20 protein-coding genes are annotated in these 21,508 nt (G+C 70.9%); 11 read left to right on the top strand and 9 right to left on the bottom strand.

Translation table 11 applies throughout. The features are described from left to right. Window positions 1-152 precede the first annotated feature (152 nt). Window positions 153-1,856 carry a threonine/serine exporter family protein gene (locus tag IE272_RS25175; RefSeq protein WP_190008110.1) on the bottom strand — a complete coding sequence of 568 codons (1,704 nt, stop codon included), beginning with the start codon at window positions 1,854-1,856 and terminating at the stop codon, window positions 153-155. A gap of 187 nt (window positions 1,857-2,043) precedes the next feature. Continuing rightward, complete coding sequence (locus IE272_RS25170) at window positions 2,044-2,538, bottom strand: inorganic diphosphatase (protein ID WP_018959738.1); 495 nt, start codon at window positions 2,536-2,538, stop codon at window positions 2,044-2,046. Between the two features lie 113 nt (window positions 2,539-2,651). Here IE272_RS25170 and dacB point away from each other — a divergent pair, with 113 nt between their 5' ends. From dacB to IE272_RS25135, 7 genes are all read left to right on the top strand, one after another. Beyond that, entirely contained in the window at window positions 2,652-4,100 is a 1,449-nt protein-coding gene (gene dacB / locus IE272_RS25165; protein WP_190008108.1) for a D-alanyl-D-alanine carboxypeptidase/D-alanyl-D-alanine endopeptidase, read from the top strand. Between the two features lie 70 nt (window positions 4,101-4,170). Further along, the gene (locus IE272_RS25160) at window positions 4,171-5,307 is read left to right on the top strand and encodes an Rv3626c family coenzyme F420 biosynthesis-associated protein (RefSeq protein ID WP_050356772.1); all 1,137 of its coding nucleotides are present in this window, start codon (window positions 4,171-4,173) and stop codon (window positions 5,305-5,307) included. Between the two features lie 186 nt (window positions 5,308-5,493). After that, the gene (tilS, locus tag IE272_RS25155) at window positions 5,494-6,606 is read left to right on the top strand and encodes a tRNA lysidine(34) synthetase TilS (protein ID WP_050356771.1); all 1,113 of its coding nucleotides are present in this window, start codon (window positions 5,494-5,496) and stop codon (window positions 6,604-6,606) included. Window positions 6,607-6,704: 98 nt separating this feature from the next. Then, window positions 6,705-7,244 (top strand): hypoxanthine phosphoribosyltransferase, encoded by a 540-nt coding sequence (hpt, locus tag IE272_RS25150; RefSeq protein ID WP_003968263.1) that lies wholly within the window; start codon window positions 6,705-6,707, stop codon window positions 7,242-7,244. Window positions 7,245-7,439: 195 nt separating this feature from the next. Beyond that, window positions 7,440-9,497: an ATP-dependent zinc metalloprotease FtsH gene (ftsH, locus tag IE272_RS25145; protein ID WP_190008106.1), complete on the top strand. Its 2,058-nt coding sequence runs from the start codon at window positions 7,440-7,442 to the stop codon at window positions 9,495-9,497. A 164-nt stretch (window positions 9,498-9,661) separates the two neighbouring features. Beyond that, window positions 9,662-10,267, top strand: a complete 606-nt coding sequence (gene folE / locus IE272_RS25140; protein ID WP_007456833.1) for a GTP cyclohydrolase I FolE — start codon at window positions 9,662-9,664, stop codon at window positions 10,265-10,267. A 67-nt stretch (window positions 10,268-10,334) separates the two neighbouring features. After that, window positions 10,335-11,324: a hypothetical protein gene (locus IE272_RS25135; protein WP_229897608.1), complete on the top strand. Its 990-nt coding sequence runs from the start codon at window positions 10,335-10,337 to the stop codon at window positions 11,322-11,324. An 18-nt stretch (window positions 11,325-11,342) separates the two neighbouring features. Here IE272_RS25135 and IE272_RS25130 read toward each other — a convergent pair whose 3' ends face one another. From IE272_RS25130 to IE272_RS25105, 6 genes are all read right to left on the bottom strand, one after another. Next, a complete protein-coding gene (locus IE272_RS25130; protein WP_007456836.1) occupies window positions 11,343-11,831 on the bottom strand; it encodes a DUF3180 domain-containing protein in 489 nt (162 codons plus the stop codon). Window positions 11,832-11,905: 74 nt separating this feature from the next. Next, on the bottom strand, window positions 11,906-12,517 hold the full coding sequence (gene folK / locus IE272_RS25125) for a 2-amino-4-hydroxy-6-hydroxymethyldihydropteridine diphosphokinase (RefSeq protein ID WP_050356769.1): 612 nt from the start codon (window positions 12,515-12,517) through the stop codon (window positions 11,906-11,908). Continuing rightward, window positions 12,514-12,873 (bottom strand): dihydroneopterin aldolase, encoded by a 360-nt coding sequence (gene folB, locus IE272_RS25120; RefSeq protein ID WP_007456839.1) that lies wholly within the window; start codon window positions 12,871-12,873, stop codon window positions 12,514-12,516. The genes folK and folB overlap by 4 nt, the downstream gene beginning before the upstream one ends. Before the next feature lie 190 nt (window positions 12,874-13,063). Continuing rightward, window positions 13,064-13,537 carry a nuclear transport factor 2 family protein gene (locus IE272_RS25115; protein WP_056700391.1) on the bottom strand — a complete coding sequence of 158 codons (474 nt, stop codon included), beginning with the start codon at window positions 13,535-13,537 and terminating at the stop codon, window positions 13,064-13,066. After that, entirely contained in the window at window positions 13,534-14,394 is an 861-nt protein-coding gene (gene folP, locus IE272_RS25110; protein WP_073747031.1) for a dihydropteroate synthase, read from the bottom strand. The genes IE272_RS25115 and folP overlap by 4 nt, the downstream gene beginning before the upstream one ends. A gap of 30 nt (window positions 14,395-14,424) precedes the next feature. Next, on the bottom strand, window positions 14,425-16,254 hold the full coding sequence (locus IE272_RS25105; RefSeq protein WP_057663785.1) for a phosphatidylglycerol lysyltransferase domain-containing protein: 1,830 nt from the start codon (window positions 16,252-16,254) through the stop codon (window positions 14,425-14,427). 160 nt (window positions 16,255-16,414) lie between these two features. Here IE272_RS25105 and IE272_RS25100 point away from each other — a divergent pair, with 160 nt between their 5' ends. Beyond that, a complete protein-coding gene (locus IE272_RS25100) occupies window positions 16,415-17,536 on the top strand; it encodes an alpha/beta hydrolase (RefSeq protein WP_190008104.1) in 1,122 nt (373 codons plus the stop codon). Window positions 17,537-17,546: 10 nt separating this feature from the next. Here the strand turns inward: IE272_RS25100 and IE272_RS25095 are convergent, their stop codons facing one another. Then, window positions 17,547-18,731: an ABC transporter ATP-binding protein gene (locus IE272_RS25095; protein ID WP_190008102.1), complete on the bottom strand. Its 1,185-nt coding sequence runs from the start codon at window positions 18,729-18,731 to the stop codon at window positions 17,547-17,549. Between the two features lie 195 nt (window positions 18,732-18,926). Here IE272_RS25095 and IE272_RS25090 point away from each other — a divergent pair, with 195 nt between their 5' ends. The 3 genes from IE272_RS25090 to IE272_RS25080 all read left to right on the top strand — a co-directional run bounded on the left by IE272_RS25090 (window position 18,927) and on the right by IE272_RS25080 (window position 21,431). Then, window positions 18,927-19,697 carry an ABC transporter permease gene (locus IE272_RS25090; protein ID WP_050356764.1) on the top strand — a complete coding sequence of 257 codons (771 nt, stop codon included), beginning with the start codon at window positions 18,927-18,929 and terminating at the stop codon, window positions 19,695-19,697. 3 nt (window positions 19,698-19,700) lie between these two features. Continuing rightward, entirely contained in the window at window positions 19,701-20,375 is a 675-nt protein-coding gene (locus IE272_RS25085; protein ID WP_050356763.1) for an ABC transporter permease, read from the top strand. Between the two features lie 84 nt (window positions 20,376-20,459). Next, the gene (locus tag IE272_RS25080; RefSeq protein WP_050356762.1) at window positions 20,460-21,431 is read left to right on the top strand and encodes an ABC transporter substrate-binding protein; all 972 of its coding nucleotides are present in this window, start codon (window positions 20,460-20,462) and stop codon (window positions 21,429-21,431) included. Window positions 21,432-21,508 lie beyond the last annotated feature (77 nt).

Genomic DNA, 21,508 nt, shown 5'->3' with positions numbered 1-21,508 from the left:
GCCGCGTACGTACGCACCGAAGGCGCCCCTCCCCGCAGGTCCGGGGGAGGGGCGCCTTCGTCGTACGGGGCACGGGGCGCGCGGGGTGCGAGGGGCGGGGTACGAGGCGCGCAGCCGCGCGGTGCGCACGGGCCCCGCGCCGCCCCGCGCGCTCAGAACCCCCTGGTCCGCTTCGCCGCCCGGCGGCTCGCCCCGCCGACCGCGCCCGGCACCCCCATGAACAGCCGCGAGATCTCGCTCCCCAGGTTCACCCCGATCGCGATGGCCAGCGCCGTCGCCACCGCCGTCGACAGCGAGGCCAGCCCCGTGTCCAGCTCGTTCTGCGCCACGCCGAGCAGACCGAAGTACGTCGCCGAACCGGGCAGCAGCGGCCCGATCGCCGCCGTGATGTACGGCAGCGAGGAATGGAACCGGTAGCGCGAGAACAACTGGCCGAACAGTCCCACCAGACCGGCCGCCACCGCCGTCGCCGCGACCGGCGAGATGCCCCCGGTCCGTGCCATCGCCCCGAAGATGATCCAGGCCACTCCGCCGTTCAGGGTGACCGCCAGCACGGTGGAGCGCTCCTGCTGGAGCAGCACCGCGAACGCCAGGCTCAGCGCCATCGACGCCAGGATCTGGATCACCGGCTCGTTGTACGGCGTGAACCGGGCCTCGGGATTGAGCTCGGCCCCCAGCTGGAGCCCCAGGTACAGGACGATCAGCACACCCGCGACGATCCCGATGAAGAAGTACATGACCTCCAGGAGGCGGGCCGAGGCGGTGATGTAGTAGCCGGTCAGCCCGTCCTGCACCCCTGCCACCAGCGCCCGCCCCGGCAGCAGCGCGAACAGCCCACCGGTGATCACCGCGGACGGCCGGATATCCGTCGAATGGGTCAGCGTCAGCGCCACCCCCATCGCGGCGGGCGGCATCGCGGCCACCGTGAACTGGTAGAACTCCGGCAGCCCGCGCCCGGCGCACAGCCACGCGAGACGGTCGCCGAGCATCGCGCCCGCCGCCGCCACGACGAACACCAGGAACCCGCCGCCGACCAGCACGGAGGCCGAACCGGCCAGCAGCCCGGCGGCCGCCGTCAGCACCCAGCCCGGATACGGGTGGCGATTACGGCGGATCTCCGCGAGCCGCCGGTAGGCCTCCTCCAGCGAGATCTCGGCGTCCGTGCTGGTGATGTCGTCGACCAGCCGGAACACGGCCGCCAGACGGGTGTAGTCGGTGCCCCGACGGCGTACCGTACGGCTCGCCGTCACCGGGTCGTCGACCAGCGACGGCTGGTGCGAGATGGACAGCAGCGTGAACGTGACCGTCGGCTCGCTGCGGTCGAGACCGTAGGACCGGGTCACCGCGAACATGGCCGCCTCGACGTCCTCGGCGCCCTCGCCGCCCGCCAGCAGCAGCTCCCCGATACGCAACGTCAGGTCGAGCACGCGCGGCACGGCGGGGCCCGTCTCGTCGTCGGTCCGCTGGATCGCCTCCGTGGCCGGACGCTCGGTCACCGGCATCCGCAGCATTGTGCGCATCCGGTCCTGCCAGGGGGCCTCCTTGGTCAGCCTGACCATCGGAATGCCCTGCGCCGGGGTGAACGCGGGCGGCGACTGCTGGGCGTTGTACGTGCTCGGCGGGGTGAAAGCGGAACTCAGCGTGTCGGAGTTCGTGCCGCTCCCGGACCCGCCGCCCGAAGCGGCCGGACCACCCTGGTCCTGGTGCACACCGGTCGGCAGCGCGAACTCCGACGTCGGATGGTCCTCCTCGGGCGGCGACGCCGGATGACTCGTCCCCGCGGGCGGGGCGAAAGCGCTCCGCGCCTCGTCGGACTGGGGCTTCTGGTCCTCAGGACCGCCCGATTCCGCCACCACTCGACCTCGTTCCTCCTCGACTGCACGTCACTGGGAGTGCCCCGCCGCACGTGTGCCCAGTATGGCCACGGCCATGGGCCCCGCACGCGCAGAAGTGCGGACAGCGAAACGGGCGGCACACCCGCGAAGGTGTACCGCCCGTTCCGGGACGGCCGTCCGGCTCACAAACGGAACCGGAAGAGGGACGTCAGTGCGCGCCGCCCTGGGCCTCAAGACGCTTGTACGAGGCCTCGATCTCGGCCTCCGCCTCGGTACGGCCGACCCAGTCGGCGCCCTCGACGGACTTGCCCGGCTCCAGGTCCTTGTAGACCTCGAAGAAGTGCTGGATCTCCAGGCGGTCGAACTCCGACACGTGGTGGATGTCGCGCAGGTGCTCCACCCGCGGGTCGGACGCCGGGACGCAGAGCAGCTTGTCGTCGCCGCCCGCCTCGTCGGTCATCCGGAACATGCCGATGGCACGGCACTTGATGAGGCAACCGGGGAAGGTCGGCTCGTCCAGAATGACCAGCGCGTCCAGCGGGTCGCCGTCCTCGCCGAGGGTGTTCTCGACGAAGCCGTAGTCGGCCGGGTAGCTGGTCGAGGTGAAGAGTCGACGGTCCAGGCGGATCCGACCGGTCTCGTGGTCCACCTCGTACTTGTTCCGCGAACCCTTCGGGATCTCGATGGTGACGTCGAACTCCACGGGTGGCTCCTCCATGATCAACACATACGACTGGTGATTAAGTGTCCCCCACGCAGAAGAGTGCTCGCGAAAGGGGCTGGTCAACGGTGGCCGAGCCGGTGGAAAGACCGTCGATGCGCCCGTCGGACCCGTGGGGCAGGCTGAAGGTCCTGAAGAACAGACACAACGGGTCGTACACCTGGCAGGTCATCGCAGGCTCCGCCACGCTCGGCCTGGTCGTCGCTGCCGGCGCCGTCCTCGCCGCCGGCCCCTGGGACAACGGTCAGCGTAAGGCCGAGCGGGCACTGGCAGTCACCGCGGACCGAACAGGTGGCGCACATCACGGCCGCCCGACGCCCGACGGCCCCCGCCCGGCCCCCAGCGCCCCGGCGGTCCTCCCGGCGCTCGGCACCACCACCCACGACGCCCCCCAGGACGCCGCGGCGCTCCGCGACACCCTCGCCCCGCTCATCGGCGTGCCCGAACTCGGCGACAAGGTCACCGCGTCCGTCATCGACACCGCCACCGGCAAGCAGCTGTACGGAAACGGCGCCACCACCGCGATGACCCCGGCGTCCACCATCAAGATCGCCACCACCACCGCCGCGCTCTCCGTGCTGGGCCCCGACCACCGCATCGCCACCACCGCCGCGCTGTCCCCCGACGCCCGCACCCTCACCCTCGTGGGCGGCGGCGACCCGACGCTGAGCAAGGCCGCCCTGCGCTCGATGGCCGCGGACGCCGCGAAGGCCCTGCGTGAGGACGGCAAGGACTCCGTGCGGCTCGCCTACGACACCTCCCGCTACACCGGCCCCGTGCTCCACCCGATCAGCCCCAACGAGAACATCGCCCCCGTCACCGCCCTGATGGTCAACGAGGGCCGTGTCAACGACACGGACCGCGGCCCCGCCAAGCGCACCGACGACCCCGCCGGAGACGCGGCCCGCGCCTTCGCCGCACAACTGGAAAAGGCCGGCGTCAAGGTCACCGGCACGCCCCGCGAGGCCCGCCCGGCGGACAAGGCCCGCACCGTCGCCACCCACCGCTCGGCCCCGCTCTCCGCCCTCGTCGAGCGCACCCTCACCAACAGCGACAACGACATCGCCGAGGCACTCGCCCGGCAGACCGCCATCGCCAAGGGAGAGAGCGCCGACTTCGCCGGAGCCCGCCGCGCCGTCACCAACGAACTGAAGAAGCTGAAGGTCCCGGTGACCGGGGCCCACCTCGCCGACGGCAGCGGCCTGGACCGCAAGGACCGGGTCACCCCCGCCCTCCTCACCGCCCTCCTCGCCCGCGCCGCCGACCCCGACCGCCCCGGACTGCGCCCGGTCCTCACCGGCCTCCCGATCGCCGGATTCAGCGGCACCCTCGGCGACCGCTACCGGGACGGCTCCGAAGGCACCGGCCTGATCCGCGCCAAGACCGGCACCCTCAACGGCGTCAACTCCCTCGCCGGAACCGTCGTCGACCCCCGGGGCCGCCTGCTCGCCTTCGCCTTCCTCGCCTCCGGCAGCCTCTCCGCCACCGAAGCCGAACCCGCCCTCGACGCCCTGGCCACCGCACTCGCCCGTCCGGCCCGCTGATCACCGCCCAGCACCCGAAGAGCCGTGCAAGACCCCACCACGGGGCGACGGGCTCACGTACGGTTGACGCATGACGAGCATCGGTGGTGCCCAGATGGTCGACTGGAATCTCGCGGTGGCGACCGCGACCCGGCTCGTACGGCCCGGGCCCGACATCAGCCGCGAGGAGGCCCGCGCCGTCGTCGCGGAGCTCCGGCGGCACGCCAGGGCCTCGGAGGAACACGTCCGGCTCTTCACCCGGATGATCCCCGAGGGGACCGAACCCGAGGACACTCCCGTCCTCGTCGTCGACCGGGCCGGCTGGATCAAGGCCAACGTCGCCGGCTTCCGCGAACTGCTGCGCCCCCTGCTCGCCAAGATGGAGAGCCGCCGCTCCGGCGGACCCGGCGGCGCCGTCCTCGGCGCGGTCGGCGGCAAGGTCACCGGCGTCGAGCTGGGCATGCTGCTCTCCTTCCTCGCCTCCCGGGTCCTCGGCCAGTACGAGACGTTCGCCCCGGCCACCAGGGACCTGCCCGCCTCCGCCGACGGCGGCGGCCGGCTGCTCCTCGTCGCCCCGAACATCGTCCACGTCGAACGCGAGCTGGACGTCGACCCGCACGACTTCCGGCTCTGGGTCGCCCTCCACGAGGAGACCCACCGCACCCAGTTCACCGGCGTGCCCTGGCTCCGCGACCACCTCCAGGGCGAGATCCAGACGTTCCTCGACGAGACCGACGTCGACCCGATGACCTTCCTGGAGCGCCTCCGCGAGGCCGCCCAGTCCCTCTCCGGCGCCGGACGGCCCGAGGGCGAACAGGGCGAGAGCGACAACCGGAGCCTCGTCGACATCGTCCAGACCCCCGCCCAGCGCGAAGTGCTCGGCCGCCTCACCGCCGTCATGTCCCTCCTCGAAGGACACGCGGACTTCGTGATGGACGGCGTGGGCCCCGAGGTCGTCGGCTCCGTCTCCGAGATCCGCGAGAAGTTCCAGCAGCGCCGCGCCCAGGGCGCCGGCCGTCTCGACCAGGCCCTGCGCAAGCTCCTCGGCCTGGACGCCAAGCTCCGGCAGTACAAGGACGGCGAGAAGTTCGTACGATCGGTCGTCGAAGAGGTCGGCATGGACGGCTTCAACCGCGTCTGGACCTCACCGAACACCCTCCCGACCAAAGCCGAGATCGCCAAGCCCGCCGACTGGGTCGCGAGGGTGCACCGTAAGGCCGAATCCTGACCCTCGGGCGGTCCGGGGACCGATATTGGTCCGCCAATCACCCATCCGAGGGACCGTAGGGGCATGGGAAGGCGTGCAATGCTCGATGAACAGCTTGCCTCTGTCACCATCGACGCACTCTGAGTGACGGGACTCACGCGTTCCGGCGCTCGACGCTCCTCCCGAACTCCACGAAGGGCACCGGACATGGGTCCCCATCCTGCGGTCGCGGCGATACGCCTGGCGGTCCGCCGCGTACTCCACGACGTACTCACCGAATTCCACCGGCACGCCGACCACGACCGGCCCGCCGACGCGGCGAGGCGCCCCGCGCACGCCGCCCGCTCCCGCTACGCCGAGGCCGGCGCCGCGGGCAGCCCCCGCACAGCACTCCCCGAACGGCCCGACACCCCCCTCGTGCTCGTCGCCTGCTCCGGCGGCGCCGACTCCATGGCGCTCGCCTCCGCGCTCGCGTTCGAGGCCCGCAAACTCGCCGTCCGGGCCGGCGGCATCACCGTCGACCACAACCTCCAGCCGGGATCCGGTCTCCGCGCCGCCGAGGTCGTCACCCGGCTCACCGCCATGGACCTCGACCCCGTCGAGGCCGTCGCCGTGCACGTCGGACGCGAGGGCGGCCCCGAGGCCGCCGCCCGCGACGCCCGCTACGCCGCGCTGGACGCCGCCGCCGAACGCCACGGCGCCGCCGCCGTCCTGCTCGGCCACACCCGCGACGACCAGGCCGAGACGGTCCTCCTCGGGCTCGCCCGCGGCTCCGGCATCCGCTCGCTCTCCGGCATGGCCGCCGCCTCCGGGCCGGCCGGCCGCTACCGCCGCCCCTTCCTCCAGCTCGACCGGCAGGCCGTCCGCAAGGCCTGCCTGGTCCAGTCCCTGCCCGTCTGGGACGACCCGCACAACATCGACCCCGCCTACACCCGCTCCCGGCTCCGCCACGAAGGCCTGCCCGCCCTGGAGAAGGCGCTCGGCAAGGGCGTCGTCGAGGCCCTCGCCCGCACCGCCCAGCTCTCCCGCGACGACGCCGACGCCCTGGACACCTGGGCCGCCCAGGCCGAGCTGTCCGTACGCGACGAGACCGGCCGCCTGGAGTGCGCCAAGCTCTACGTCCTGCCGCCCGCGGTGCGCCGCCGGGTGCTGCGCCGCGCACTGATCGAGGCCGGGGCGCCCGCCGGCTCCCTCTTCGCACGGCACCTCGAAGAAGTCGACCGCCTGATCACCGGCTGGCGCGGCCAGCGGGCCATCAACCTGCCCGGCCGCGTCGAGGCGATGCGGCAGGGTGGCAGACTGGTCATTCGGCAGAGCTGACGCGCAAGCGGCTGAAGTGCAGGCGAACAGCCGGCCCGGCCCGGGGCGCTTTCCCGGGCCGGCAGGCAGAGAAAGAGACGTGGGTGAACGAGAAGGACATGGGTACCGACCTTCAGTCGGTGCTCCTCACCAAGGAAGAGATCGACGCGAAGCTCGTCGAGCTGGCCGCGAAGATCGACGCGGAGTACGCGGGCAAGGACCTGCTGATCGTCGGCGTCCTCAAGGGCGCGGTGATGGTCATGGCGGACCTGGCGCGCGCGCTGTCCACCCCCGTCACGATGGACTGGATGGCCGTCTCCTCGTACGGGGCGGGCACCCAGTCCTCCGGCGTCGTCCGGATCCTCAAGGACCTCGACACCGACATCAAGGGCAAGCACGTCCTGATCGTCGAGGACATCATCGACTCCGGTCTGACGCTGTCCTGGCTGCTGTCCAACCTGGGCTCCCGGGAGCCGGCCTCGCTGGAGGTCTGCACCCTGCTGCGCAAGCCGGATGCCGCAAAGGTCGCGATCGATGTGAAGTGGATCGGTTTCGACATCCCCAACGAGTTCGTCGTCGGCTACGGGCTGGACTACGCGGAGAAGTACCGCAACCTGCCCTTCGTCGGCACGCTCGCCCCGCACGTCTACGGCGGCTGACCCCGGCCGACCCGCTGGGGAACCCTCACTGCCCTCGGGCCGTTGAAGCTGCGAAAGCAGGTTTCTCCGCCGAACCCGGCAGTCGCGGGTGACGATGCTGGGGTACCGTCCGAAGAACAGTCTTTTCAAACAGTCTTTTCAAACAGCAGCATTTACCTACGGGCAGGAGGGACGGGGCGTCTTCGCTCCGTATGGATGGACGTGAAGCGATACTTCCGTGGGCCGGTCATGTGGATCGTGCTGGCCGTCCTCGCCGTGGTCGTGTTGATGCAGGTCGTCGGCTCGTCTGGCGGCTACAAGACGGTGGACACCGGCAAGGTGATCCAGGCGATCAGCAAGGACCAGGTGGAGCAGGCCAAGCTGACCACCGGTGACGAACAAATCCTCAAGATCGAACTGAAGGACGGCCAGAAGCTCGAAGGCGAGTCCGGCAGCAAGTTCCAGGCGAGCTACATCGGCAACCAGGGCGTCGAGCTCGCCGACACGTTGCAGCAGAAGTTCGAGAACGGCGACATCGAGAAGGGTTACACCGTCTCGCCGTCGAAGCAGTCCCCGTTCGTCTCGATCCTCCTCTCGCTGCTGCCCTTCGTCCTCATCGTGGTCGTCTTCCTGTTTCTGATGAATCAGATGCAGGGCGGCGGTTCCAAGGTCATGCAGTTCGGCAAGTCCAAGGCCAAGCTGATCACCAAGGACACCCCCAAGACGACCTTCTCCGATGTGGCGGGGTCCGACGAAGCGGTCGAGGAACTCCACGAGATCAAGGAGTTCCTCCAGGAGCCGGCGAAGTTCCAGGCCGTCGGCGCCAAGATCCCCAAGGGCGTCCTGCTCTACGGGCCGCCCGGTACGGGCAAGACGCTGCTCGCACGCGCCGTCGCCGGCGAAGCGGGCGTGCCGTTCTACTCGATCTCCGGTTCCGACTTCGTCGAGATGTTCGTCGGCGTCGGCGCCTCCCGTGTGCGCGACCTCTTCGAGCAGGCCAAGGCGAACGCTCCGGCGATCGTCTTCGTCGACGAGATCGACGCCGTCGGCCGCCACCGCGGCGCCGGCATGGGCGGCGGTCACGACGAGCGCGAGCAGACGCTCAACCAGCTGCTCGTCGAGATGGACGGGTTCGACGTGAAGGGCGGCGTCATCCTGATCGCCGCCACGAACCGCCCGGACATCCTCGACCCGGCGCTGCTGCGCCCGGGACGCTTCGACCGGCAGATCGCGGTCGACCGCCCGGACATGCAGGGCCGCCTGGAGATCCTCAAGGTGCACCAGAAGGGCAAGCCCGTGGCGGAGGGCGTCGACCTCGGCGCCGTCGCCCGACGCACGCCCGGCTTCACCGGCGCCGACCTGTCGAACGTGCTCAACGAGGCGGCGCTCCTGACGGCGCGCAGCAACAAGAAGCTCATCGACAACGAGAGCCTCGACGAGGCCATCGACCGCGTCGTGGCGGGCCCGCAGAAGCGGACCCGGATCATGTCCGAGAAGGAAAAGAAGATCACCGCGTACCACGAGGGCGGACACGCCCTGGTCGCGGCGGCCTCCCCCCAGTCGGACCCGGTCCACAAGATCACGATCCTCTCCCGCGGTCGCGCCCTCGGTTACACGATGGTGCTCCCGGAGGAGGACAAGTACTCCACGACCCGCAACGAGATGCTCGACCAGCTGGCGTACATGCTGGGCGGGCGCGCGGCCGAGGAGCTGGTCTTCCACGACCCGACCACCGGCGCTTCGAACGACATCGAGAAGGCCACTGCGACGGCCCGCGCGATGGTCACGCAGTACGGCATGACGGAGCGTCTCGGCGCGATCAAGTTCGGCAGTGACAACTCGGAGCCCTTCCTGGGCCGCGAGATGGGTCACCAGCGCGACTACTCGGAAGAGGTCGCGGCCCTGGTCGACGAGGAGGTCAAGAAGCTCATCGAGACCGCCCACAACGACGCGTGGGAGATCCTCGTCGAGAACCGCGACATCCTCGACGCCCTGGTGCTCGAACTGCTGGAGAAGGAGACGCTGGGCAAGGACGAGATCGCGGAGATCTTCGCCCCGCTCGTCAGGCGTCCCGCCCGCCCGGCATGGACCGGATCCGCCCGACGCACCCCGTCGACGCGGCCCCCGGTGCTCTCTCCCAAGGAGCTGGCCCTCACCAACGGCGCATCGGTCGCCAATGGTTCGGCCACCCCGCCGGAGATCGCCCCGACGGACCTGACGAAGGACATCGCCCCGTCCACCGAGGCGATTCCCGAGGAGCGTCCCGAGAGCTAGTCCCGGACCGAATCCGGTGAGACCCCCGTCACGGGAGCCGACCCGGTCCCGGAATGGATGCCGCGCCCCCCAGGTTTTAGCCTGTGGGGGCGCGGCTTTTTCGTATGCCTGCGAGGTCTGAGCGCGAACCCGCGCACGGGACAGCACAGAGGAACGAGGCACAGATGACCGACCCGGTGACGCTGGACGGCCAGGGTTCGATCGGCGAGTTCGACGAGAAGCGGGCCGAGGCGGCCGTACGCGAACTGCTGATCGCCGTCGGAGAGGACCCGGACCGCGAGGGCCTGCGGGAGACGCCGGGGCGGGTCGCGCGGGCGTACAAGGAGATTCTGGCCGGCCTGCGCCAGGAACCCGAGGACGTACTGACCACGACCTTCGATCTCGGGCACGACGAGATGGTGCTGGTGAAGGACATCGAGATCATGTCGCTCTGCGAACACCATCTCCTGCCCTTCCACGGTGTCGCGCACGTCGGCTACATCCCGGCCGATTCGGGCAAGATCACCGGCCTGTCGAAGCTGGCCCGTCTGGTGGACGTCTTCGCCCGCAGGCCCCAGGTACAGGAACGCCTGACCACGCAGGTGGCGGACTCGCTCATGCGGATTCTGGAGGCCCGGGGAGCGATCGTGGTGATCGAGGCTGAGCACATGTGCATGTCGGTCCGAGGCATCCGCAAGCCCGGAGCGAAGACCACGACGTCGGCCGTTCGCGGTCAGCTGCGTGACGCCTCGACCCGGGCCGAGGCGATGAGCCTCATATTGGCGCGCTAGCCCCGTATGTCAGTGGTGCCCGATACGCTCCTCGGCCTGTGATGGTGAGCAGGCCGAGGAGCGCCGCATGAGCTACGGGTTACCGAGCAAGCAGACCGTCAACGCGGTGGGAGGGCGCCTCCGGGCCCGGGACATAGCTGTCGGCACCAGGCTGTGGACGCTGGACGGCCTCCGTACGGCGCAGACCACCGTCACGCACGTTATGGCGGCAAAGGCGCGTACCGCCGTGGAGGTCGTCACCGGCCACGCAGCGTTCATGGTGGCCACCGACCTCCCGTTGGTCACCTCGGACGGCTGGGTCCGTGCCGAGGACGCCGCAGGCAGGACCGTCATCCGGACCCACGCCCGCAAGCTCTGCCGCGAGCGGCTCACGTTCCGGGTGGGATACGCCTTCGGCTACTTCGTCGGCGCCACCTGTGCGGACGGCACGGTGGGAAGGAACTACGTCTCACTCGTCGTGAACGACGAAGCGTTCGCCTCCCGCTACGCACGTAGCCTCAACGAGGCGACGGGGCTGGATGCACGGCCCCAGCCCGTGACGCGGCCCTCCGGGTACCTGGGCCGGGACATTCCCGGATTCCGCGTGCGCGTGGTGTCCTCCTACCTTGCCGACGCGCTGCGACAGTACGCGGGCGGCGACGCGCATCACATGAGGCAGTCCTTCCCTCGCGTTGTGCTCCGGGACCGCGAGGTCTTCGACGGCTTCCTGGACGGGTACGCGGACGGTGACGGGTGCCGGGCCAAGCACTGGGCCGGTCGCACTCTGGTCAGTGCCAACGTGCCGTTCCTCGTCGACCTGGCCGCGATCATCGGCGCGCGATTCACTCCCGCCAGGAAGGGCCTGGCCTCGCATCTGACCGTGGTGGACCGCTGGGCGGCCCGAGGCACCTTCCGTCCGGAGCATCATGACGCCGAACCGGTGGAATCGAACTGGGTGACGGTCGAGGCCGTCCGGCCCCGCACCGCGCCCGGCAAGCCGTTCACCCTGTACCGGTACCGGCTCCGGCCGCATCCCACGTTCCTGGTGAACGGGCATCTGGTCCGCGCGGCGGAGTGAGTGGACCGGGCGACCGCCCTACGCGGCTGCCGCGCCCGTGCCGTCGTGGTCGTTGCCGTTCTCCGGGAGGCGGCAGACGCGTTCCAGGAAGAGCGCGGCCGCGATGACCGCGATGCCGGCCACCACCGCCGCGCCCGCGTAGATGGCCTGGTCGCGGCGGGGCGGGATGTCGAGGTAGCTCAGCAGGAAGACGCCGGTGCCGCCGTACATGCCGGCGACCAGGGCGGCGACCAGGGCGCTCGCCTGGCCGAAGACGACCGCGCGGGCCGCGAACAGGGGCTCGACGCCCTTGGCGCCGGGGCGGCGCTCGCGCTGGGCGCGGAGGCGGGTGCGGGTGGAGAGGGCGGTCGCGAGGAGGATCGCCGCGATCACGGCGAGCACGATCGACGCGGCCAGCGGGACGCTCGGCAGGGTGCCGAAGGCGTCCCAGAGGCGGGCCCCGCCCCAGGAGAGGACACCGGCGGCGGCGAAGAGGCCCGCCAGTACCCCGAGCCGTAGTTGCTTCACCGAGTGAGCCGCCCTTCGCGCCGCCTGTGCCCGGTCCGGCCGTGCGCCGGACCACCGTCCGTCGAGCCTAACGATTACTCCGGCAGGCGCAGTTCCAGGTCGGCGCGGGGCAGGACGCTGTCGCGGCCGACCCCGGCGAGGAGCTGGGCCACCGGGCCGGCGCCGGGCAGCTGCGCCTCGGGGTCGATGTCGTGCCAGGGGGCGAGGACGAAGGCCCGCTCGTGGGCGCGCGGGTGGGGGAGCGTGAGCACCGGGTCGTCGGAGAGGACGTCGGCGTACGCCACGATGTCGACGTCGATGGTGCGCGGACCCCAGCGCTCCTCGCGGACCCGGTCGAAGGCCTCCTCCACGGCCTGGCCGCGCTCCAGCAGGGAGGCGGGGGGCAGCGTCGTCTTCACGAGGATGACGGCGTTGAAGTACGAGGGCTGGGAGTCCGCCTCGACGCCCCAGGGCTCCGTCTCGTACACCGGGGAGACGGCTTTGACCCGGAGGCCCGGGGTGTCCTCCAGGGCGTCGACGGCCCCCTGGAGGGTCTCCAGCCGGTTGCCCAGGTTGGAGCCGAGGGAGATCACGGCCATCTTGGGGTTGGAGAGCGTGACGTCGGCGGCGTCGACCTGTCGGACGACGGCGGTCGGAACCGGCTGTACGGTCGGGTCGCTCTGCCCTTCGGTGGAAAATGCAGTCATGATCGGCTCCGGGTGATGGTGATGGTCACGTCGTCGAAGGGGACGGTGATCGGTGCGTCCGGCTTGTGCACCACCACCTCGACCTCCAGGACGCCTTCGTGCTTCAGGCACTGCTGGGCGATGCGCTCGGCGAGCGTCTCGATCAGATCCACCGGTTCGCCGGTCACCACGTCGACGACCTCCTCGGCCACCACGCCGTAGTGCACGGTGCGGGCCAGGTCGTCGGTGGCTGCCGCGGGACGGGTGTCGAGGCCGAGCACCAGGTCGACGATGAAGGTCTGGCCCTCTTCCCGTTCCCGGGGGAAGACACCGTGGTGCCCACGGGCCTTGAGGCCGCGCAGCGCGACACGATCCACGCGAATCACTCCTGCTGTCGTTGGTCGAGAGGCACCCGGCCGCGTGCGGGCGGCGAGGTGCCTTCTTTCGAATCTACCTGCGAGCACCGACAGTGCTCGCCCGTGGGGGCCATGGACAGCGCCTCACCGGGCTGGTAGCCGCCCATACCCGGTGGTCATCGGTTCCAATCCCTACCGGTCCCGTACCCACTCAGGAGGGTGTTTCCTCGTCGTCGTCCTCATCGGAATCGGTCAGGACGGGCGACCCGTGGTGGGACCAGAGTTTCCAGCCGTCGGCGGTGCGCCGGAACACGTTCGTGGCGACGACCAGCTGGCCCACGAGCGGGCCCAGCGCGTTGCCCTCCTCGGCGGGACCCCCGCTGAGGATGTTCTCGGTGCAGGTGACCAGCGCGGTGTCGCCGGTCATCGAGACGTTGACGTCGGTGAGGAAGAACTGGATGTACTCCGTGTTCGCCATGATCAGGGCGTAGCTGCGCAGCACGTCGCCCCGGCCCGTGAGGACCGGCCAGCCGGGGTGGACGCAGGAGACGGTGAGGTCCTCGCCCGGCAGCCACCGGCCGGAGAGCTCGTCGTAGTCGCCGCGTTCCAGCGCCTCGTAGAAGGCGGTGTTGGCCGCTTCGACCTCCGCGATGTCGGCGGCGGCCTGTGCGTGTTCCTCGTTCACGCGGCTCCCTCGACCGCGCGGGCCACGCGGACGGCGTCGGCGGTGGCCCGTACCTCGTGGACCCGGACCGCCCAGGCTCCGGCCGACGCGGACAGCGCGGAGACGGCCGCGGTCGCCGCGTCGCGTTCGCGGGCGGGCGGCGGGGCCGAGCCCGGCCCGGCCAGGACGTGCCCGAGGAAACGTTTGCGGGAGGCGGCCACCAGCAGCGGGCGGCCCAGGGTGCGCAGCTCGGCCAGGTGCGCGACGAGCGACAGATCGTGGGCGGCGTCCTTCGCGAAGCCGAGGCCGGGGTCGATCACGATGCGCTCGGGGGCGACGCCGCCCGCGATCACCGCGTCCATCCGCTGCCGCAGCTCGTCGAGGACCTCGGCGACCACGTCCTCGTACACCGCGCGGCTGTTCATCGACTCGCTGAAGCCGCGCCAGTGCATCACGACGAACGGGACCTCGGCGGCGGCGACGGCCGGGATCATGTCCGGGTCGGCGAGGCCGCCGCTGACGTCGTTGACCAGGACGGCCCCGGCGGCGACGGCCTGCTCGGCGACGCGGGCGCGCATGGTGTCCACGGAGACGGTGACGCCCTCGGAGGCCAGCCCTCGCACGACCGGGACGACCCGGCGCAGCTCCTCGGCCTCGTCCACCCGGCTGGCGCCGGGGCGGGTCGACTCACCGCCCACGTCCACCAGGTCCGCGCCCTCGGACACCAGGTGCAGACCGTGCTTGACCGCGGCCGTGGTGTCGAACCAGCGGCCGCCGTCGGAGAAGGAGTCGGGCGTCACGTTGACGACGCCCATGACCGCGCAGCGGTCCCACTCCGGCAGTCCTCGGACCGTGCCCCGCGTGCGTGTCGTACTCATACCACCAGCCTAGGCCCGTCCCGCCGCCCGTCACGCCGCGCGTACCCCGTGCTCCTGGGCGGCGGGGAGCGTGTGGCCGCACGGGCGCGGGCGGCCGCGGCGGAACGGGCGGGGCAGCGAGAGGTTCACGAAGCCCTCCGCCCGCATCGCCGCGATCCCGATGCGGGGCAGGTCGCGGCTGGTGCGGAAGACCACGAAGCGGGGCTCCCAGCGGGGCTTGAACTTGGCGTTGAACTTGTACAGCGACTCGATCTGGAACCAGCGGGAGAGGAAGATCAGCAGCCCGCGCCAGCAGCGCAGGACCGGGCCCGCGCCGAGCCGCTCGCCGCGGGCCAGCGCGGAGCGGAACATGGCGAAGTTCAGTGAGACCCGGGTGACGCCGAGCTTCTCGGCGGCCTGGAGCGAGGCGACGATCAGGAGCTCGTTCATGCCGGGGTCGGCCGAGCGGTCGCGGCGCATCAGCTCCAGGGACATGCCGTCGCGCCCCCAGGGGACGAAGTGGAGGACCGCCTTCAGGTCGCCGTTCGGGGAGTCCTCCGTACCGGAGCCGGGCAGGTGGGCGGTGGCGATCACGCAGTCGCCGTCGGCCGGGTCGCCGATCCGGCCCAGCGCCATGGAGAAGCCGCGCTCGGTGTCGGTGCCGCGCCAGTCGGCGGCGGCGCGGCGGATCCGGTCCAGCTCGGTGTCGCCGATGTCACGTGCCCGCCGGACCCGGGTCTCGTAGCCGTTCCGTTCGATGCGCTTGACCATCTGGCGCACGTTCCGCATGGCCCGTCCGGCGAGGGAGAAATCCGCTGTGTCCACCACCGCCTCGTCGCCCAGTTCGAGGGCGGTGAGTCCGGTCTCGCGGGTCCAGACCTGGCCGCCGGTCTCGCTGCAGCCCATCACGGCGGGGGTCCAGGAGTGCGCCTGCGCCTCGTCCATGAAGCGTTCGATCGCGCCCGGCCAGGCCTCCACGTCACCGATGGGGTCGCCGCCGGCCAGCATCACCCCGGAGACGACCCGGTAGCAGACGGCGGCCTTGCCGCTGGGGGAGAAGACGACGCCCTTGTCGCGGCGGAGCGCGAAGTGGCCGAGCGAGTCCCGGCCGCCGTGCCGCTCCAGCAGGGCGCGCAGCCGGCTCTCGTCGTCCTCGGTGAGGCGGGCGGCCGGGTGTTCGGGGCGGAAGGCGAGGTAGATGGTGGTGACGGCGGTGAGCAGGCCGAGCGCGCCCAGCGAGTAGGCCACGGTCCAGCCGGTGCGCCCGGCGTAGTCGACGGGCCCCTCGACGCCGAACAGGCCGTACAGCACGTGCTGGAGGCGGTCGGCGATGGACGGGTCGCCGACGACCCGGCCGGGGTGGACGCTCACGATGATCAGCCCGAGTCCCAGCGAACCGGCTCCGAGCAGGACGAAGTTGGCGAGGGCGCGCCAGCGGCTGCGGGGGTCGGGCAGCGCCCGGAACTGGTCCCGGTGGCGCACCAGCAGCCAGCAGAGCGCCAGTGAGACGAGCACCCCGACGATCGAGTGGCGGTAGGTGAACTGGGCCACGGCCCCCGCGGGCAGCAGGATCACCGCCGCGCGCCAGGCCCGCCGCTTGTGCCGCTTCAGCCCGTGTGCGAGCAGGAGCAGCAGCATGCCGACGCTGAGCGAGAGCGCGGCGGCGAACGGCCCGAGAGCCCCGGGGAGCACCTCGGCGAGGGTGTGCATCCGGCTGTGCCGGAAGCGGGGGAAGACCCCGGCGGCGACGTCGATCAGTCCGACGACGGTGCAGGCGCTGCCGACGAGCGCCGGTACGGATTCGGGGCGCGGCCCGTGGAGCAACCGGCGGACGCGCTGCGGAACCGACACCGAATTATCCCCATCTAGCGTGACAGACATCGCTTCCCGTGGCTTCGCGAGAGATTCCTTGAGTCCGCCGGCCGGAGCCCCACGGACGATGTGCGCCCTCTAGGACGTGGGTTGTGGAGCGCGGGTTCACCCACATTCCGGAAATTTCCCGTATCCGGCCCGCGTAAGGAATCACGGAGAAAGCACGCTCATGGGTCTCACCAGCACCGCAGTCCTGGCGGTCGTGGCGGCAGTCGCCGTCGCGCTGTTCGCCGCCACGGTCGGGCTCTGGCCGCGTCTGGCCCGGCCCGGAGCGGCCGCGGTGTCGGGCCGGGTCGGGCTGCTGCTGGCGACCCAGCTGACGCTGTTCGCCGCGGTGGGTCTGGCGGCCAACAACGCGTTCCTCTTCTACGGGTCGTGGGCCGACCTCTTCGGCCGGCAGCAGGAACTCGGTGTGGTCACCGACCACGCGGGGAACGGGTCCGGCTCGCGGCACATGGCGCGGATCGGCACCCGGCACCCGGACGTGCCGGGCGGCCGGGTGCCCTCGGTCGGCGGGCGGATCGACCAGGTGGTCGTCTCCGGGCGGACCTCGGGCATCGAGTCCCCGGCTTACGTCTATCTGCCGCCGGAGTACTTCCGGGCGGCGTACGCCGGGCGGACGTTCCCGGCGGCCGTGGTCCTCACCGGCTACCCGGGCACGGCGGAGAACCTGCTGAAGGGGTTGCGCTACCCGCAGACGGCGCATGACCGGGTGAAGGCGGGGAAGGCCCGGCCGATGATCCTGGTGATGCTGCGGCCGACGGTCGCGCCGCCCCGGGACACCGAGTGCGTGGACGTCCCCGGGGGCCCGCGGACCGAGACGTTCTTCGCGAAGGACCTCCCGGAGGCGATCGCGGGGTCCTACCGGGTCGGGAAAAAGGCCCGCAACTGGGGCATCATCGGCAACTCGACCGGCGGCTACTGCGCGTTGAAGATCGGGCTGCACCACCCGGAGCGGTACGCGGCGAGCGCCGGGCTCTCCGCGTACTACAGGGCGGCCGAGGACCCGACGACGGGCGACCTGTTCCACGGGAACGAGGAGCTGCGCGACCGGGCCGACCTGATGTGGACCCTGGAGAACCGGCCCCCGTCCGGCGGTTCGTTCCTGGTGACGACGTCCCGGGAGGGCGAGGACAACCTCGGGAGCACGATGGAGTTCATCGAGAAGGTGAAGGCGCCCGCGAAGGTGTCCTCCATCGTGCTCGACAGCGGCGGGCACAACTTCACCACCTGGCGGCGGGAGATCCCGCCGGCCCTGGAGTGGCTGAGCGCCCGCCTCAGCGCGGGCTGAGCGCTGTCGCTCAGCCGGTCGGAGCGATCGTCGCCACCGTCTCCACGGCGACCTCGGCGCGCGGTACGTCGTGGGCGTCCGCGTCGATGGAGCGGCGCAGGGCCTCGTGGAGCCGGGCGGGGGTCAGCACGCCGAGGAAGCGGCCCTCGCTCTCCTTGTCGATGACCGCGATCCAGCCCGCGTCGTGCTGGAGCATGGTGGCGAAGGCCTGCTTGAGGGGTGCGCCGAGCGGAAGCCAGGCCTCCATGCGGCGGGCGTGTTCGCGGACGGTGCCCTTGGCCGTGGCGTCGGCGGTCGCGTCGGCGGGGATCCAGCCGTGGAGGTTGTCCCGGCCGTCCAGGACGACCGCCCAGCGCGCGCCCTGGGACCGGAGCCGTTCGGTGGCGGTGGCCAGGGAGTCGTCGAGGTGGACGACCGGCGGCTGGTCGAGGTCGCTCTCCTCGATGGGCGTCACCGAGAGCCGCTTGAGCCCGCGGTCCGCGCCGACGAAGTCGGCCACGTACGGGGTCGCGGGGGCTCCGAGCACGGTGGCGGGGGAGTCGAACTGCTCGATGCGGCCCTGCCCGTAGACGGCGATCCGGTCGCCGAGGCGGACGGCCTCCTCGATGTCGTGCGTGACGAACAGCACGGTCTTGCGCACCTGGGCCTGGAGTTTCAGGAATTCGTTCTGGAGGCGTTCGCGGACGACCGGATCGACCGCCCCGAAAGGCTCGTCCATCAGGAGAACGGGCGGATCGGCGGCCAATGCGCGCGCCACGCCCACGCGTTGGCGCTGGCCGCCGGAAAGCTGTTCCGGATAGCGGTCGCCATAAACGGAAGGGTCGAGTCCGACGAGGTCGAGGAGTTCGGCGGCGCGCTCGCGTCCCTTTCCGCGCTTCCATCCCAGCAGATGGGGAACGGTCGCGGTGTTCTCCAGCACCGTCTTGTGCGGGAAGAGTCCCACCTGCTGGATCACATAGCCGATTCGGCGGCGCAGTTGGACGGGATCGATGGTGGATATGTCGTCCCCGTCGAGGAATATCCCGCCCTCGGTCGGTTCGATCAGCCGGTTCACCATCTTCATGGTGGTCGTCTTGCCGCAACCGGAAGGTCCGACGAGCGTGACCAGTTCACCCTCGGCGACCTCGAAGGAAAGGTCGTCGACGGCAGTGGTGCCGTCGGCGTACCGCTTGGTGACGTGCTCGAAACGGATCATGGTTCCCCATTGTGGAGGGCGTTCTGTGAAGGGCATGTTGCCGGAATGCGACAGCTTCCGCGATTGTCAGTGGTCGAGGATAGGCTCGCCAGTCATCAGTTCGATCCGGGGCGATCCGGGGGAGAACCCGGCATGGTCCGGGCGTGATCCGGGCGCGGTTCCGGGCGACGAGCGAAAGCAGGAGGTGGGGGGCGGATGGCCGAGCAGAACTGCCTGGTGACGAACGACTGGATCTGCGGGGAGTATCTGCGCTCCCGCAGCCAGGAGTTGACCGACGCGACCGTGCAGCACATCGGGATCACGGTGGTCTCGGTGCTGATCGGGCTCGCGGTCGCCTTTCCGCTGGCGCTGCTCGCCCGCCGGGGCCGGCGCTTCGCCGGACCGGTGCTCGGGCTGACGACCGTGCTCTACACCGTGCCCTCGCTGGCGATGTTCTCGCTGCTGCTGCCCGTGTTCGGGCTGTCGGCCGCGCTCGTCGTCACGGGCCTGGTGCTCTATTCGCTGACCATCCTCGTACGCAACATCCTGGCCGGGCTCGAAGCCGTGCCCGAGGAGGCCAGGGACGCCGCCCGAGGCATGGGATACGGGCCGGGGCGGCTGCTGTGGGAGGTGGAGCTCCCGCTGGCGCTGCCCGCGGTGATGGCGGGGCTGCGGATAGCCACCGTGTCGACGGTCGCGCTGACCACGGTCGGCTCGCTCGTCGGCAAGGGGGGCCTCGGCAATCTCATCGAGGACGCGCTGCCCAGCTTCTTCAAGGCCCAGGTGCTCGCCGCCTCGGTCCTGTGCGTGCTGCTCGCGGTGGCGGCGGACCTGCTGCTGCTCGGCCTCCAGCGGCTGCTGACGCCCTGGACCCGGATATCGGGCACGTCCCGGACGCCCGGGACGGCCGGGGGCGGGCGCACCGACCCGGACGGACCGGGCGGACCGGCGGGCTTGCCCGCTCCGGCGAAGGTGGAGGCGGGCTGACCCGTGGGAGTCATCGGCGATGCCTGGACCTGGCTGACCACCGGGGCCAACTGGTCGGGCGACGGAGGGGCCGCGCACCGGCTCGGCGAGCATCTGTACGTGAGCGGGGTCGCCCTCGCGGTGGCCTGCGCGATAGCCCTGCCGCTCGCCCTGTATCTGGGGCACATCGGCAGGGGCGGTGCGCTCGCGGTGAACATCTCCAACGTGGGGCGGGCCGTCCCGGTCTTCGCGGTGCTGGCCCTGTTCATGGTCACGCCCCTGCGCAACTCGGGCTACTGGCCCACCATCATCGCGCTGGTGCTGTTCGCGGTGCCGCCGCTGCTGACCAACGCCTACGTCGGGATGCGGGAGGTGGACCGGGCCGTGGTGGAGGCCGCGCGCGGCATGGGGATGTCGGGCGGGCAGCTCTTCGTCCGGGTCGAGCTGCCGCTCGCCTACCCGATGATCATGACGGGGCTGCGGTCCGCCGCCGTCCAGGTCGTGGCCACCGCGTCGATCGCCGCGATGGTCGGCCTCGGCGGTCTGGGCCGGATCATCACCGCCGGGTTCAACACCTACGACACCGCCCAGGTCTTCGCGGGCGCCGTCCTGGTCGCCGGACTCGCCCTGCTGGTGGAAGGGGTGCTCGTGGGCCTGGACCGGTTGCTGTCACCGCTGCGCCGCCGCCGGCCCGCATGAGCGCACGCCCTTCTTCCGGCCCGCTTTCAGCCGGTCATTTTTCTTCTGGTCACTTTTCTTCTGTTCGGACGGAGAACAACACATATGAGCAGGACCTCGCGGATAGCTGGAGCGGTCGTCGGCATGGTGGCGCTGGCCGGGTCGCTCGCGGCCTGCGGCGGCGACAGCCTGGAGAAGGAGAAGGGCGGCTCGGGCTCCTCGGCCGGTGACGGCAAGAAGGGCTCCCTGGTCGTCGGCTCCGCCTCGTTCACCGAGTCCAAGGTGCTCGCCGAGCTGTACGCACAGATCCTGGACGACGCCGGATACAGCACCTCGATCACCACAGTGAAGAACCGTGAGCTGTACGAGCCCTCGCTGGAGAAGGGCGAGATCGACGTCGTACCGGAGTACGCCGCCACCATCGCCGAATTCCTCAACGCCAAGGTCAACGGCGCCAAGGAGGCCCAGGCCGCGCCCGTGGCCTCCGGGGACGCCGCCGCCACGGTGGCCGCTCTGGAGAAGCTCGCCGGGCCGCTGGGCCTCAAGGTCCTCCCGGCGGGGAAGGCCGTCGACCAGAACGCCTTCGCGGTCTCGAAGGAATTCGCCGAGAAGAACAACCTCACGACGCTTTCCGATCTGGGGAAGTCGAAGATCAAGGTCAAGATCGCGGCGGGCGACGAGTGCGAGGTGCGGCCGTTCTGCGCACCCGGTCTGAAGAAGACCTACGGCATCGACGTCACCGGTATCGACCCCAAGGGCGTCGGCACCCCGCAGTCCAAGCAGGCCGTCCGCGACGGCAAGGTCCAGCTGGTCCTGACGACCACCACGGACGCGGTGCTGGACGGGCTGGTGTTCCTGGAGGACGACAAGAAGCTCCAGAACGCGGACAACGTCCTCCCCGTTCTGAATGCCGCGGACGCGGGCGCGCCGGAGATCGCCGAGGCACTCGGCAAGCTCACTTCCGCACTCACCACGGAAGATCTCGCCGAGTTGAACCGGAAGGTCGACGCCGAGCGGGCCAAGCCGACCGATGTGGCCAAGGAGTATCTGGAGTCGAAGGGCCTGATCAAGAAGTAGCACGCGATCACGAGGCAAAAGGGCCGGGTGGAGGGCCTTTGGGGGGCCGCGAGGTAACCGGCGGGGAACAGATTGGC

The sequence above is a fragment of the Streptomyces anulatus genome (genome assembly GCF_014650675.1).
Taxonomy (GTDB): domain Bacteria; phylum Actinomycetota; class Actinomycetes; order Streptomycetales; family Streptomycetaceae; genus Streptomyces; species Streptomyces anulatus.
This window is presented reverse-complemented; position numbering and strand designations above follow the sequence as displayed.